The sequence below is a fragment of the Ningiella ruwaisensis genome, from assembly GCF_004798935.1.
GTDB classification, from domain to species: domain Bacteria; phylum Pseudomonadota; class Gammaproteobacteria; order Enterobacterales; family Alteromonadaceae; genus Glaciecola; species Glaciecola ruwaisensis.
The window spans coordinates 450,612-465,827 of the sequence record NZ_RAHT01000001.1 but is presented as its reverse complement, the minus strand read 5'-3'; the positions used below and the strand labels follow the sequence as shown (position 1 = coordinate 465,827).

The 15,216-nt window shown below is 43.2% G+C and carries 14 protein-coding genes; 10 read left to right on the top strand and 4 right to left on the bottom strand.

The window, feature by feature from the left end; genetic code table 11:
* Positions 1 to 109: 109 nt before the first annotated feature.
* Positions 110 to 1,039 (top strand): LysR family transcriptional regulator, encoded by a 930-nt coding sequence (locus tag D6V41_RS01925; protein ID WP_136249796.1) that lies wholly within the window; start codon positions 110 to 112, stop codon positions 1,037 to 1,039.
* Here the strand turns inward: D6V41_RS01925 and queC are convergent.
* A complete protein-coding gene (gene queC, locus D6V41_RS01920) occupies positions 1,030 to 1,734 on the bottom strand; it encodes a 7-cyano-7-deazaguanine synthase QueC (protein WP_136249795.1) in 705 nt (234 codons plus the stop codon). The two genes, D6V41_RS01925 and queC, sit on opposite strands and share 10 nt — an antisense overlap.
* A gap of 114 nt (positions 1,735 to 1,848) precedes the next feature.
* On the opposite strand from queC, the gene queE reads away from it, so the two are divergent.
* Both queE and D6V41_RS01910 read left to right on the top strand, forming a co-directional pair.
* Positions 1,849 to 2,523 carry a 7-carboxy-7-deazaguanine synthase QueE gene (gene queE / locus D6V41_RS01915; RefSeq protein ID WP_136249794.1) on the top strand — a complete coding sequence of 225 codons (675 nt, stop codon included), beginning with the start codon at positions 1,849 to 1,851 and terminating at the stop codon, positions 2,521 to 2,523.
* Positions 2,524 to 2,526: 3 nt separating this feature from the next.
* The gene (locus D6V41_RS01910; protein ID WP_241664397.1) at positions 2,527 to 3,441 is read left to right on the top strand and encodes a transporter substrate-binding domain-containing protein; all 915 of its coding nucleotides are present in this window, start codon (positions 2,527 to 2,529) and stop codon (positions 3,439 to 3,441) included.
* A gap of 91 nt (positions 3,442 to 3,532) precedes the next feature.
* Here D6V41_RS01910 and asnB read toward each other — a convergent pair whose 3' ends face one another.
* Positions 3,533 to 5,209, bottom strand: a complete 1,677-nt coding sequence (asnB, locus tag D6V41_RS01905; RefSeq protein ID WP_136249793.1) for an asparagine synthase B — start codon at positions 5,207 to 5,209, stop codon at positions 3,533 to 3,535.
* A gap of 268 nt (positions 5,210 to 5,477) precedes the next feature.
* Complete coding sequence (locus D6V41_RS01900; RefSeq protein ID WP_136250068.1) at positions 5,478 to 7,187, bottom strand: M28 family metallopeptidase; 1,710 nt, start codon at positions 7,185 to 7,187, stop codon at positions 5,478 to 5,480.
* Positions 7,188 to 7,308: 121 nt separating this feature from the next.
* On the opposite strand from D6V41_RS01900, the gene D6V41_RS01895 reads away from it, so the two are divergent.
* On the top strand, positions 7,309 to 8,265 hold the full coding sequence (locus tag D6V41_RS01895) for a DUF3025 domain-containing protein (protein ID WP_136249792.1): 957 nt from the start codon (positions 7,309 to 7,311) through the stop codon (positions 8,263 to 8,265).
* On the opposite strand, the gene D6V41_RS01890 is transcribed toward D6V41_RS01895, so the two are convergent.
* The gene (locus D6V41_RS01890) at positions 8,245 to 8,967 is read right to left on the bottom strand and encodes a YIP1 family protein (RefSeq protein WP_136249791.1); all 723 of its coding nucleotides are present in this window, start codon (positions 8,965 to 8,967) and stop codon (positions 8,245 to 8,247) included. The genes D6V41_RS01895 and D6V41_RS01890 overlap by 21 nt on opposite strands.
* A 292-nt stretch (positions 8,968 to 9,259) precedes the next feature.
* On the opposite strand from D6V41_RS01890, the gene D6V41_RS01885 reads away from it, so the two are divergent.
* From D6V41_RS01885 to D6V41_RS01860, 6 genes are all read left to right on the top strand, one after another.
* The gene (locus D6V41_RS01885) at positions 9,260 to 10,042 is read left to right on the top strand and encodes an ATP-binding cassette domain-containing protein (RefSeq protein ID WP_136249790.1); all 783 of its coding nucleotides are present in this window, start codon (positions 9,260 to 9,262) and stop codon (positions 10,040 to 10,042) included.
* A 1-nt stretch (position 10,043) separates the two neighbouring features.
* On the top strand, positions 10,044 to 11,249 hold the full coding sequence (locus D6V41_RS01880) for an ABC transporter permease (RefSeq protein WP_136249789.1): 1,206 nt from the start codon (positions 10,044 to 10,046) through the stop codon (positions 11,247 to 11,249).
* Between the two features lie 123 nt (positions 11,250 to 11,372).
* The gene (locus tag D6V41_RS01875) at positions 11,373 to 13,289 is read left to right on the top strand and encodes a DNA repair helicase YoaA (protein WP_136249788.1); all 1,917 of its coding nucleotides are present in this window, start codon (positions 11,373 to 11,375) and stop codon (positions 13,287 to 13,289) included.
* A 16-nt stretch (positions 13,290 to 13,305) separates the two neighbouring features.
* A complete protein-coding gene (gene tsaB / locus D6V41_RS01870) occupies positions 13,306 to 14,034 on the top strand; it encodes a tRNA (adenosine(37)-N6)-threonylcarbamoyltransferase complex dimerization subunit type 1 TsaB (RefSeq protein WP_136249787.1) in 729 nt (242 codons plus the stop codon).
* Between the two features lie 34 nt (positions 14,035 to 14,068).
* Positions 14,069 to 14,374 (top strand): hypothetical protein, encoded by a 306-nt coding sequence (locus D6V41_RS01865; RefSeq protein ID WP_136249786.1) that lies wholly within the window; start codon positions 14,069 to 14,071, stop codon positions 14,372 to 14,374.
* A gap of 91 nt (positions 14,375 to 14,465) precedes the next feature.
* On the top strand, positions 14,466 to 15,209 hold the full coding sequence (locus D6V41_RS01860; protein WP_136249785.1) for a Slp family lipoprotein: 744 nt from the start codon (positions 14,466 to 14,468) through the stop codon (positions 15,207 to 15,209).
* The last annotated feature ends 7 nt before the right edge of the window (positions 15,210 to 15,216 follow it).

Below are 15,216 nucleotides of genomic sequence, written 5' to 3'. Positions count from 1 at the left end.
TTAGTTATGTAAAACGATAACTTAGTTAATACTATAACTAGTCAAGGTCTAGGTAGTGCGTATTGCACTCGTATTAGCCCCGTTTTGTAACACTTTTCAAGGAGTAAATATGCTTAACCGTTTGCAGGAATCTGACATTAAATTGTTACGAGTATTCTATGCGGTTGCATCTTGCAATGGCTTTACTGCTGCCGAGCCTGTGCTGCGCATGCAGCGTCCTAACATAAGCGCTGCTATCAAAAAGTTAGAAGAACGCCTGGATCTTGTCCTTTGTCATCGTGGCCGAGGTGGCTTTCAAATGACCAAAGAAGGTGAGGTGGTTTTTCAGGAAACCAAGCGGATATTTAATGCTTTCGATAATTTTGTGTTTAACCTGAAAAGCCTGCACGACGATTATTCAGGTCATATTACCATTGTCTTGATGTCGGGTCTTGCCACATCAATGCAGCTCGCGGTTGCAAAAGCAGTAAAAAGCACCATGAAAAAGTTTGATGATATTCACGTGAATATCCAAACTCGCTTATATAATGAGGTAGAGCACGTTGCTCTGTCGGGGGAATGCCATCTAGTTTTGTCGACCTATGACATGGTGAAGCCTGAATCGGTTATGTTCCACCCTGTTGGCATTAAATGCGAAGGGCGTTTGTATTGTTCACCAACTCATCCTCTTGCAAAGTATCGTGATGCAGAAGCGCTACCAGATAATGTGAATATTGAAGATTATCCGGCCATAGGTATCTCTGGCTTGTCGTCTTCCAATTACATCTGGAATGACAAGCGCCTGAGTATTCAAACCTTTTCCGATTCGTTTGAAGTGTGTATGGCAGCGATTATGACCGGCGAATACGTAGGCTTATTGCCCGACTACATGGCAAAAGAGCAGGGCGCCGCCACGGGGCTTGTGCCAATTGCTCAGGGTTCGCTCTTTCCCTTTGCTCACGATCTTTTTGTAATGAACGGCAAAAACACACGATTAAACCCGGTGCTACGTTATTGCATCAAAGAAATTGAGTATTTTGTTTCAGAAAGTCAAAAATAATCGATGGGGTCTTTGACCCCGTTTTTTGCAAACGCTTCTAACCTTTCCTGACATGAGCCACATTTGCCACAGGCTTTTTCCAGTCCCTTGTAGCAGGTCCAGGTTTCAGAATAGTCCAAACCCAGGCGCAAGCCTTCTCTGAGAATATCTATTTTATTATGAGCAATAAAAGGCGCTCTAATCTCAACAGGTTCGTAGTTGGCAATCTGGCAGACATCGTTCATTTTTTCCATAAACTCTGTTCTGCAATCAGGATAAATAGCATGGTCGCCAGAATGCGCCCCAAAATAAACAGCCTCGGCACCAATTGATACGGCATAACCTACCGCCATGGAAAGCATGATCATGTTTCGGTTAGGGACAACCGTTTGCTGCATCGACGCTTCTTCATAATGTCCTTCAGGCACGTCGATGTCATCGGTTAAGGCAGAGCCTTTCAATAGCTGATTAATGGAAGAAACATCAACAATTTTAAAAGGATAGCCATAGCGTTTGCAGACCGATTCAGCAAGAAGCAGCTCTTTTTTGTGGCGCTGACCGTAATCGAATGACACAGGATACACCTCAAATCCATCAAGTGCCGCTTGTCGTAAAACGGTATAACTATCCATGCCGCCGGAATAAATAACGACGACTTTTCGATGGTTTTCAGTTGTTGAATTATCTGCTTGGGATGCGTGCGTTGAGGTCGACATATCTACCTAAGTGAAGTTTATGTGTATAATCGCGATCTTAAGTGAAATAAGTGCAAAATACCAAAGCAAAGCGACGATAAAGCGTATTTTATTGTCGCTTGATAAGAGAGAGCTATGACAGACCTATTGGTCAATGAAGTATTTGAGTCCATTCAGGGGGAAGGGGCATTTACCGGTGTGCCGTCTATTTTTGTGCGTTTACAAGGCTGTCCGGTGGGCTGCCCGTGGTGTGATACCAAGCATACTTGGGACGTTCACGAAGATAGGCTGCGCGCAGCAGATGTGATCATGCGTCAAAATGAAGATAGTGAGGACTATTTTAAAGCCGATACCAAGGCTTTGTTTTCACTTTTTCAGCAACATGGCTACGCTGCAAGGCATCTTGTTTTAACCGGTGGAGAGCCATGCATGTATGATTTACGCGCATTGACTGAAATGGCGATTGAAAAAGGATTCTCAGTTCAGATTGAAACAAGCGGTACCTTTGAAATCCTCTGTCATGACAAAACATGGGTAACGCTATCTCCTAAAATTAATATGAAAGGCGGCTATAAAATATTACCATCTGCCGTATTACGTGCCAATGAAATTAAACACGCCATTGCAATGGAAAAGCATATTCAGGAGCTTGACGATTTGATCTCGTCAGTTCAGTTAAAGCGCTTACCCATGATTTATTTACAGCCAATCAGTATGCAAAAACGTGCAACTGAACTGGCAGTAAAAACTTGTATTGCGCGCAACTGGCGTTTATCGTTACAAACGCACAAGTTTATCGGGGTTGAATAACTCATGAGCCGCAAACAGCCTTCTAATTGTTGTAAACACAAAGCCATTTTTTTGCTCGCATGTTTCATTACCTTGACGATGATTTCAGGGCAGTTAAGCGCGGCGATTTGGGTGATCACCTATCCTCAATCGCAGGTGGATAACGATTTACGCTACGATTACCCGCTGGCCCTGTTGGAACTCGCCCTGGATAAAACAGGTGTACGCTATGAATTAAAACCCTCAGTAAATACCATGCGGCAAGCTAAATCCGTCAAACGTCTGGAAGAAAACCTTGAAATTAATGTTCTTTGGTCGATGACTGATGCTACACGTGAAGAGGAGTTACTGCCTATTCGCATCCCGATTGCGAAAGGATTGATTGGCTGGCGCATGTTTATTGCTCCGCAAAATAGCGCATTTATGCGAGCCGATATTTTGACTTTAAATGATATGTTGGCATTTGAGCCCGTTCAGGGAATTGCCTGGCCGGATACAAAAATACTTCAGGCGAATGGATTTAATGTGGTGACTTCGAGGGATTATCTGGATGCCAAGAATATAGTATCGCAAGGACAAGCTGACTTTTTTCCTCGTTCAGTCATCGAAATAGAGCAAGAGTTGGAAAGTTCTTCAGTCTCAAACCTGGCTTTGCGAACAGATATTGCTTTGCAATATCCAACGGCTATGTATTTTTTTGTGAATAAACGCAACGTCACTCTGGCAAAGCTAATTGAAACAGGATTAAACAAAGCAATTGAAGACGGCAGTTTTGATGCCTTATTTCTGGAGCATTTTGGCGAGACTATCGAACGCTTAAACCTGAAAAACGTCAGATATTTTCAGTTGGCCAATCCGCTGCTTCCCAAGCTAACGCCTACATCAAAACAAGAGTTGTGGTACTTTCCGGAACGCAGTTTTTACAAAAATGCACAATAGCCTAAAAAGCTAACTAAAAAAGCATAACTAAAACAAAAAAAAGCGGAGTGTTCTCTCCGCTTAATTTATTTTGCATATACTCGACATCAAATCACTGGGCGCTTTTAAACTCACCTGCGTGAACTGACTTCATAGAACGGCCAGAAGGGTCTGCCATTTCTTTAAATGATGCATCCCACTCAAGCGCTTCTACCGTGCTACAGGCAATTGATTTACCGCCAGGAACGCATTTCGCTGCGGTTTCTTGCGGGAAGAAATCTTCGAAAATGGTGCGATAAAAATAGCCTTCTTTAGTGTCGGGTGTGTTGATGGGGAAGCGATATTGAGCCGTGGCCAATTGCTGGTCGCTAACTTGTGTGTTGACAAAATCGCGGATTGAATCAATCCATGAGTAACCAACCCCATCGCCAAACTGCTCTTTTTGCCGCCATAACACTTCAGCAGGAAGGTAGCTGTCGTCATCAAAAGCTTTGCGTAAAATCCATTTTTCCATGCGACCATCAAGGCACATTTTATCTTTTGGATTTAAGCGCATGGCCACATCCATAAAGGCTTTATCTAAAAAAGGAACGCGAGCTTCAACGCCCCAGGCAGATGTGGCTTTGTTGGCTCTTGCGCAATCAAACATATGTAATCGGTCCAGTTTACGAACCGTTTCTTCATGAAATTCTTTCGCATTTGGCGCCTTATGAAAATACAGGTAACCACCAAATATTTCATCAGACCCTTCACCGGAAAGTACCATTTTAATACCCATGGCTTTGATTTTTCGACTCATCAGATACATCGGTGTCGCGGCACGAATGGTCGTTGTATCAAAGGTTTCCAAGTGGTAGATCACATCTCTTATTGCATCTAAACCTTCCTGGATGGTGAAGTGAACTTCATGGTGTACGGTACCAATCATATCTGCGACTTTTCTCGCCGCCAGCAAATCAGGTGCGCCCTCCAAACCTACTGCAAAACTGTGCAAGCGTGGCCACCAAGCGTCACTTTTATCTTCATCTTCTATGCGTTTGGCAACGTATCGAGCAGCCACAGCAGAAACCAGCGATGAATCCAAACCGCCAGACAAAAGCACTGCATAAGGAACATCAGACATTAAGTGTGTTTTAACAGCTTTTTCAAATGCCGCTTTTAAATCATCAAGATTGGTTTCGTTATCTTTAACATTGTCGTAAGACATCCAGTCACGTTGATAGTACTTAACCAGTTTGCCATTGAGCATGTAATGTCCAGGCGGGAATTCCTGCACGGTTTTACATATCGGCACCAGCGCTTTCATTTCTGAAGCGACATAAAAATTACCAAATTCGTCAAAACCCGTGTAAAGCGGAATAATGCCGATATGATCGCGAGCAATCAAATAATCGCCGCTATCTTTGTCGTAAAGGATGAACGCAAACATTCCCTGAAGTTTATCAATAAACTCCACACCTTCACGCTGATAAAGAGGAAGGATCACTTCGCAGTCTGAGCGAGTGGCAAAATTGTAGTCGGCGCAATGGGCTTTTTCTAACTCTTTGTGATTATAAATCTCGCCGTTTACCGCAAGGATATGCTGCTGATTATCACTAATTAATGGCTGCGCGCCCGTATCCACATCAACTATTGCCAGTCTTTCGTGACATAAAATAGCACGCTCATCGTGCCAAATACCTGACCAGTCTGGCCCACGGTGACGAAGAAGTTTTGCAAGTTCCAAGGCCTTGCTTCTGAGCTCGGTGACATCTGATTTGATATCGAGAATACCGAAAATACCACACATAAAAAGGACTGCCTCTGTTAATTGAGTTTATATTTAGGTTGTTTCTGTCGGAAGTCGTGCAGCTTAGGAGGGTATGAGACCCGAATTTTTGCTATCTTTTTATTATTATGTTCCTGAATAGTGAATGTGCCATGCTCGAAAATAAATGCAAGGGTTTTATTAGTTTATGAAGCATTGAACACAAGAAAAGTATTAAATACAAAAAAAGCGATACGAAAAGTGTCCTTCGTATCGCTTGGTGGAGTGTTTTAGAGTTTAGCGAGAAATATTAGCGCTGAAATTCGCTGCTCGCATTCCATTTGGGCCAGTTCTCAGCATTTGCCACATCGTACCCAACTTCAAACAGCATTTGCGTGTCTTCCGTTATGCCTTCAATGTCCCAGTTGTCGCGATATTGATCGCACACCTGATGATAACATCCGGTTACGATAACGTTCATGCGTTTACGGTACTGAGCGGTTTCTTCATCTACCGGCTCTGTACCACCTTTTGCATAGAGTGCAGGGACGCCAAGCTTTGCGAAGCTAAAGTGATCAGAACGATAGTAATAACCGGCTTCAGGTCTATCTTCCTGAGTCAATACTCTGCTTTGTCTGGCTGCGGCATCTCGAAGATAGTCTTCCAGTTCAGATTTACCCATTCCAACAACCGCAACATCGCGTGTCTTACCCAAAATATTCATCGCGTCCATATTAATGTTAGCAACGGTGTTTTCCAGGGGAATAACCGGGTTTTCTGCGTAGTATTTTGAGCCTAATAGGCCTTGTTCCTCAGCTGTTACCACCAGCATGCTGATAGAGCGCTTAGGTGCAGTATCCAGTTTTCCAAATGCTCGCGCCATTTCAAGTATGGCAGCGGTGCCAGTGGCATTGTCATGCGCACCATTGTAGATTTGGTCCCCTTCTTTACTTTCGTCTTTACCAAGATGATCCCAGTGAGCGGTGTAAATGATATGCTCATCAGGGAACTCGCTTCCCGGTAAGCTTGCAAATACATTATAGCTCTTGGATTTTTCAATACTGTTTTTTACAGTAATCGAAGCGTTTAAATCAAGCGCTTTGGCGTAAGGCCCCTCAAGTGCTTTCGCCTTCTCTTCTTCAAAATTAAGACCTGCATCTGCAAATACTTTTTCCGCTGCTTCCCGCGAAATCCATCCTTCAACCTTAACGCGGCTCTCGCCTTTATCTGGACTTACTAAACCATATTGAGGGCCGCTCCAGCTATTGGCAACAACTGACCAACCATAGGAAGCAGGTGCAGTTTCATGCACGATAAAAACGGCATCGGCACCTTGCAGGCTAGCTTCTTCGTACTTATAACTCCAGCGACCATAATAGGTCATCGTGCTGCCTTGAAACTTGCCCGAGTCTGGGGCAGCAAAGCCCGGGTCATTCACAAGTACAATCACCGTTTTACCCGTCACATCAGTCTGGGCATAATCATTCCAGTCATATTCGGGAGCATTCACGCCATAACCTAAAAATACGATGGGGGAATCTTTAAGTTCGATGCTGTCGACCTCTCGCTTGGAGCTTGCGACCATATTTTCTTTGTAGTTGAACGTATTATCGCCCATCGATAAGATCATGTCTTCATCTGCAGTAATTTGCATCAAATCAACTTGCTGAAGGTAGCTATCTCCGTTGCCAGGCTCAAAACCTGCTTCACTGAATGCTTTGGTGAGTAAATCGAGGGTTTTTTCTTCTCCAGCGGTTGTGGGAAGGCGTCCTTCGAATTCATCTGACGCCAGCGTTTTGATATCTTCGCGAATACGCTCGCTTGAAATACTATTGTAGGCGTCTAAAAAAGATTCAGACGCTTGTTCTTGTGAGCTTTGTACTGAAGTCGTTTTAGTCTCATTGGCTGGTTCTGCACCAGACTGTGGCTGGGAGCAGGCGCTCAAAAGGCTTGCTATTGTAACAGTTAAGCCAATAAATAGGTGCGAGGAACGTCGCTTTTTGCCCTGGCTTTGAGGCATGCTGCTTAAACTTTTAAGTAAACCGAGTTTCATATTTCATCCCGAGGTATTGATAAGGTCATAGTAAAGTCAATGCTTTCAATATGCATTACCGTTTTTTATAATTAGTACACAAGCACAAATGCTTGCATATAAGCTTAACTTCCTAAGTATAAGGGAATTCATCATTCATACAAGATTACCCAGTCAGGCAAACGCTCAAGCTTTTGCGCAAGTTCTGCCCTTTATAAGCATTTCAAATGCAGCCTTTCAATCTAAGGGATTTCTGTCAGCTGATTACCTGCAAGCGCTAAAAAAGCAGTTTGCTCCCAACTTAGCCTATGATTTTGTTGACCAGGATAGTCTGCGAGACAGTCGATATTACGAGCAAATCATTTATCAAGATAAGTGCATACCCACGCGTAAAAATAGCTGGCATGACTTTTTTAATGGACTAATGTGGTTTCAGTTCCCGCGTACTAAAGCCTATTTAAATGAGCTTCATTGGCAAGATATTCAGCAATTCGGACTGAAAAAGCGCACAGCAGCGCGAGACCGGGCCACCCATTTTGATGAATGCGGTATGGTTTTAATTAATGACAGTGACTTTGCAGAAGCATCGTTAAATACGCATCAATGGAAGGAGCTTTTTATCACAAATCGTAAGGCATGGTTTGCAGCGAAAAACGGAGTTTTACCTGTCCATTTTGGTCACGCTAATCTGGAAATGTTGTGCAAACCTTTTATTGGCCTCACCGCCAAGGTGCTGGTGATTAATAACGCAACCGCTCTTAGACAGAGCGAATTAATCAAAGCGGAAAACAATGCTTGGACAGAAGACTCAGAGAAGATAGAAGAAAGCGCGAATCGGATACTCGGATTCACTGAAACTATCGACAAACTATTGTTGCAAACCCTTATTGAAAACAACATATTTGAGCAGAAAAAAGCATTCAGGCCCATGCCAATTTTAGGAATACCAAATTGGCATAATGCAGCGCAAGACGCTGCATTTTATGACAATAAAAACTATTTTATGCCGCATCCATCCGAACGCTCTCAGGATCGAAATTTTAAGCTAAGCGAGCGCGACCGCTAGCGTAATCGACCAAACAATTGCACCGGGGATGATTGCAATGATGATTGATTTGAGCATGCTAAAATTCGTCCATGTATTAAGTGCAATTGCGCCTAAAGCAATAGACCAAAATGTATCGAGACGAATACTTTCCAGCAATCCATAAAGACTGTGGCTCATATCAATACCAAACAGAAAAGCGAGGGAAAGGGGAGCCATTGCAGATTGCGGTATTTGAGCATCGATGGGTTGCATGACCAAATACAGGCTTGAAATTACTGCGCTTATTACTGCAGGTAATGCCATCCACCACATTGCGCCGTACCAATCAGTAAAGCCTTGCAGGCTTTTTTCATCGTTACGTGTCACGAGTGTGTAATAACCTGCAAGAATAGCAAACACGATTGGCGTACCAATAACTACCGCAAGGATAACGAACATTTGTGTCGAGCCCGGCTCCATGAAGTTCTTCATTGCTTCAAGTTCAGCTGGCGAGCCTTCAGGATTTTGCATCAGCGCCGCCTGCGTTGCGTACCAGTCAAAGTCAACAACGCTAAAATATAAATATGCAGGCGCACAAGACACTAAAATTATGAGAATAAAAGGTATCCATGACCAGTTGTCTTTCACTGCAAGCGCTTTAAATACATTAGTTGGTTTATAAAAAATTTCGGAAGCAGCTTGAAATGGGTTGGTAACTTCCAGTGTTTGTTGTTCTTGCATAGTCGTTCCTTTGATGGTGATTTACATTTACGCAGAATTATGTAGTTAAAGTGCCGGTAGCACAAGCCTGACTCAAGGTTCAGTTTTTCAAAAGTGTTAAAAAATGTGTCATTTTTGCTAAAACGAAACATCTTCACACAATTAGACGCGGTTAAATGCCTTAAACAGGGTCAAAATAGGTCGAAAATCGTTTTAATATAGCTTAAGCTAATGTCGCGCTTAAAAGCACCAAACTACTCGCTCTTACAGCAAATCGTTCATAGCTTCGCAAAATACACGGATGAGATAAATAATGATAAGTATTTCCGGATTAGCTAAAAAATTTAAAGTAGAAAACCCCAAAAAACTCAGCGAACAAGATAAAAAAGACCCACGCTTACAAGGAAAGTTTTTTCACTCGGTTAAAGGCGTACATTTACGCTGTGAAAAAGGACAAGTACTTGGTTTACTTGGGCCTAATGGAGCTGGCAAAACCACTACTCTGAGACTACTGTCAACTGCACTTCAACCTGATGCTGGCAGTATTCAGATTGGTGATACTGATGTCATAAAAGAGCCTGTTCAGGCACGGAAAAAAATCGGCTTTTTGTCAGGTTCGACCGGGCTATATGGGCGATTGACGGGCCGTGAAAATATTGCCTATTTTGGTCGTCTCAACGGCATGAAAGAAGCCGATATTAATCAGAAGATAGAAGAGCTAGGCAATAAGCTGGACATGCACTCGTTTCTTGATAGACGAAGCGAAACTTACTCCACCGGAATGAAGCAAAAAACCTCCATTGCCAGAGCCGTTGTGCACAGCCCTGATGTCGTAATTTTAGACGAACCGACCACTGGCCTGGATATTATGGCTGCAAAAACTGTTATCGATTTTATCCGCGATCTAAAGGCGCAATCTGTGCCCGTTATTTTTTCAACTCATCATTTAGAAGAAGTCACCGAATTATGTGATTCGGTTACCGTCATCGATCATGGTGAAACCACCTTTGACGGCAGTTTGGATGAATTTAAAGCACTTTCGAACGACGGATTGCATGCGTCATTTATGGCAAGCTTAAAACAGGGAGTCGCCTAAGATGTGGATGATTTTTAAAAAAGAAATTTTAGAGCTGTTACGAGACCGTAAAACCCTATTTTTTATGGTCGCTTTGCCTATAGTGGTCTTTCCTGTGCTTTTTGGTGGTGTGATTTATTTCACGTCTCAGGCGATGGAAGAAGCGCAAACCAAATCGTTATCTTATGCAATAGTGGGGCAGGAATATGCACCTGAGCTGGTGGAGAAATTTCAGGAAGTAGACAATCTTGCGCTACAAACATTAGATGTTGATGCGTCAGATGAAGAAGCTTTAAAGGCGCAAATTAAGGCCGGAAGCTTGGACTTTATCATTGCTATTCCTGATAATTTCAGTCCCCTTATCGAAAAGTCTGGCCAGATTGTATTTAAAATTTATCTTAATGACGCTGAGTTGAACTCTGTCCAGCAACGATTGAATGATGTGATTGATGAGTTTGAGACGCAATTTCAGCGTGACGCGTTTTCGCGCCTTGGTATGGACGAGTCTCAGCAAGTGACTCTTTTAGACCCAATGGTGCTTGAAAAAGTCAATGTTGCAGACAAGCGCGAGAGCGTGGGAGCAACCATTGGCGGAATGATCCCCTATATACTTTTTATTTTATGCTTACAGGGGGCGATGCTGCCTGCTGCTGATATTGGCGCAGGTGAAAAAGAGCGGGGTACTTTGGAAACGCTGTTGCTTTCTCCGATAAGCCGCACCGACATCGTGCTTGGTAAGTTTTTGACCATTGCCACCGCAGGTGTAGTTTCTGCTCTTGTTACCGTACTAAGTATGGCGGTTTGGGGAGTTATTTTAGCCCAGGGAATGGCGATAGAATTTGTGTCGAGCTTTATTGCCAGTATTGGCACCATCGATGTGATGCTAGTGTTTTTAATGCTGGTACCCATTGTTTCCATGTTTGCCGCCATTTTACTTTCGTTATCAATATATGCCCGTTCATACAAAGAGGCGCAAGGCTATATGACGCCTTTGGTGTTTGCCGTTATCGTACCGGTATTGATTGCTGCGGTTCCCGGTATTGAGCTAAAAGGGATTTGGGCTTGGGTTCCGCTCACAAACGTAGCATTAGCAATAAAAGAATTAATAAAAGGAACAATGGATTATGTGCAATTGTTTGCCATTTTCTGTTCTTCTGTTCTAATCGCCGGAGCATTAATTGCCTTTTGCGTATATTGGTTCAACAAAGAGAAAGTACTGTTTAGATAAACGTCAAAACGCGGTATATTCTTAAGTCGAATATGCTATTTGCAATCGCACCTGTTGTGTTTACTTCAGGTGCGTTTTTTTGTGATAAATGAAGTTGAATGTATCAAAGGGGATAAGTGCAATATGAAAAAAGTGAAAGACTTTTTTCAAGATGATGGCCCGCTTGCTAACATTATTGCTGGCTACAAAGTCCGAGAGCCTCAAGTAGAGTTAGCACAAGCTGTTGCAAAAGCCATTGAAAATAAGTCTGCGCTTATTGCAGAGGCTGGAACCGGAACCGGTAAAACCTTTGCCTATCTTATTCCTGCCTTACTTTCAAAAAAGAAGGTGATCATATCAACCGGAACAAAAAACCTGCAAGAGCAGCTTTACAGCAAAGACCTTCCTTTGATTAAAAATGCAGTAGATAAAACCCAGGATACCGCATTGTTAAAAGGGCGTGCCAATTATTTGTGTATACATCGTTTAAGATTGAACGGCGGTGAACACATGCGATTGGAAAAAGAAACGCTAAACGAATACAGCATCATCAAAAAGTGGAGCTTAACGACCCAATCGGGAGACATCTCGGAAGTTTCTTCCTTGCCTGATAATGCCAAAGTGATTCCCTTAGTAACCTCAACTGTGGACAACTGTCTTGGCAAAGACTGTAGCGATTATCAAGATTGCTATTTGATGAAAGCACGTAAAAAAGCCATGGAAGCGGATGTGATTGTGGTCAATCACCATTTGTTTTTTGCCGATTTGGCCTTAAAAGAAAGTGGATTTGGCGAGTTAATACCTGAAGTTGATTTGATCGTTTTTGATGAAGCACACCTTATTCCAGATATTGCCAGTGAATACTTTGGAGAGGCGATATCTTCAAGACAGCTCGATGATCTGCTCAATGACTTAAGCAAGCAACAAAGAGTGAGCTTAAAAGACGCAGACCAAATTCAGCAAGTTGCAGATAAAACCCGACAGCTTATTGCAGATTTGCGCTTGGCGTTTGAGCAAGACCCTAAGCGCGGAGATTGGGATGAAGCGCTGGAAAAACGAAATTTGTTGCCGCTTATGTCCAATATAGATGGGCAACTGACTCAATTGCTCTCAGTGCTCAATGTCCACAGTGGACGTGACAAAGATATCGACCAGTATGCAGAAAAGCTTTTAGGCCTTGCTGAAACGTTCAAACGTTTGATGCAAACCAAGACACCCGATGTGAGCTATTGGTATGAGACTACGCGCAAGCACATTGTGTTGCACATCACCCCTTTGAGCATTGCAGAAAAATTCCGAAAAATAGTTGAAAAAAGCGATGCAGCTTGGGTATTCACCTCCGCAACGCTTTCGGTAAATGGCTCATTTGACCATTACCAGCAATTAATGGGACTGGAAAAAGCATCCCATCTTGAAATGGGAAGTCCATTTAACTATGACTCACAGGCCATGCTTTGCGTCCCTCGCTATCTACCTGAGCCGAATGATAGAAAAATGAGTACTCATTTGGTAGAAATCGCCATCAGACTGATTGATGCCAGCAAAGGTCGCATATTTTTATTGTTCACGAGCCATCATATGATGCGGGAGGTTGCCCGTCGAGTGCGCGAACAGACTGAACATAAGATACTTGTGCAGGGTGAAAGCACTAAAACGAGCATTTTATCCCGCTTCAAAGCTGAGCCTGAAACAGCGCTTTTTGCCACGGGTGCCTTTTGGGAAGGTGTGGATGTCAAAGGGGATGCTTTACTGTGTGTATTAATTGATAAACTTCCTTTTGCGTCTCCAGACGACCCATTGCTGCAAGCGCGGATCAAAGACTGTCGGAATAAAGGTGGCAATCCTTTTGCAAGCATTCAGATACCTCAGGCGGTCATTACCTTAAAACAGGGGGCTGGACGCTTAATTCGAGACAGCGAAGATAAAGGCGTACTCGTGATTTGTGACAATCGATTACTCACAAAACAGTATGGCCAAACGTTTGTTGCATCCCTACCCGATATGAGGCGCACACGCTCGATTGACAAAGTGTGTGATTTTTTAAAAGACATAAGTATATAGGTTGAACAATAACTGCATGAAAATATTGGCAATTGATACCGCAACTGAGGCCTGTAGTGCTGCGCTTTTAATTGAAGAGCAGGGCGAAGTGACTATCGATGAAATTTTTGAAGTATGTCCGCAACAACAAAGCCAGCGGATTTTACCCATGCTTGATGAGCTGCTGTCACGCAACAATCTAAACGTTTCTGACTTGGATGCACTGGCCTATGGTCGAGGTCCGGGAAGCTTCACAGGCGTGCGTATTGCCAGTAGTACAATACAAGGACTGGCACTTGGCGCTGATTTGCCCGTATTGGAAATTTCTACCCTTGCCGCCATGTCTCAGGAGTGTGCCAAGCGCTGCCAGGTTAAGCATGTCCTATCACTCATTGATGCGCGCATGGGTGAAGTATATTTCGGTTTATATGAATACGATTTACAAACCGGCGTTGTAAGCCTGTTGGGTCAGGAAGCCGTTATTCCACCTGCTGATGTCATTCACCGCGTTGCGCGTATTCTTCCGGAAAAACACGAATCGATAATGAGTGAGTTTGGCTTTGCAGGCACAGGATTTGACGCTTACCGTCAAGAACTTGGCGAAAAATTGCAAATTAACGGAATCAAGGTAAACTATCCCAGTGCAAAGTATATGTTGCCGCTAGCAAAAAAGATGCTTGAAAGCGGCAACACGGTGAATGTTGAAGATATTTCCCCCGTCTATTTGCGCGATAAGGTTACATGGAAAAAGCTACCGAATAAGTAGAATAGCGACAATAACTACAAGAGATTACTAAGCCATGGAAAATATTTCGAACATTAATCACAGTCTGTATGTCAATGCAGATGTAAACCGTGATGCAAAACGAAAGGCGCCTTCACAAGTTGAGCAGCAACAGGAAAATACTGAGCAACATCGCAAACACATTATTAAATTAGGCTCTCAACAAGCATTCTCAGACGCAGAGGCTATTTTTTCACGTGCAAATAGCTATGCAGACGTTTCCAGCAAGGTTCAAAAAAGCTTACAAGCGTATGAAGCGGTTGAAGTATCGTTAAAGCGTGAAGCGGTTAGTCAGTTGATGGGCATAGATCTTTACGCATAGCGAGAGACTTACACCTTACAGAAAATCGTCTATAATGAACGATACGTAGTAAACTGAGTCTTAGGCTAGTTGTTATTTCAGAGGTTTTCATATGAACCGCATCATCTTTCTTTTATCAGTGCTTCTGATATCCGCTTGTTCCACTGTACCAGAACCTATTCAAATTGCCGACAATGTGCCACTGGTAAACTTTTCAAATGTGCTAGCTAACCCCGAAGCTGAAAACGTCATTGGGGAAAAAGCCCGTTGGGGTGGTCGTATCGTTAGTGTAGAGAACAAAAAAGACGTATCAGAAATCGAAATAATCTATTTTCCTGAGTCTGGTAGCGGAAAGCCTCGTTTAAGTGAAGCGAGCCCTGGAAGATTCAAAGCAGTAGTAAATGGTTTTATCGATCCTTTGGTTTTTGAACCTGACCGCGTGATAACAGTGATTGGAACCGTTAATCAACCTCAGAATGGAATAATTGGCGAGCAAAATTATACTTACCCAACGGTTGAAGCAATTGGCTATTACATGTGGAAGCAGCAAAGTGATGTTAGGGTTGAGCAAATTGGTTTCAGTCCTTTTATGTACGGTCCGTTTTTTCACCGAGGTTACGCGTGGTCTGCGTGGAGCCCATGGTATGATCCGTTTTATCATCAGAGGACCCGATATCGCGTGATCCAAAAGCACGGTCATTCTCAGGGTGCCACCGTGAACCAACCGCGAAGTAATCAGGTTAATCGTTCGAATTCGACTAACGCCAGATCAACTGCGTCTGTCAGTCGGCCATCGTATAGCTCTTCAGCAAAGAGGGCACGTACAAAGGCGCCTGAGAACGTGCAAAAACGTTAATTAACAA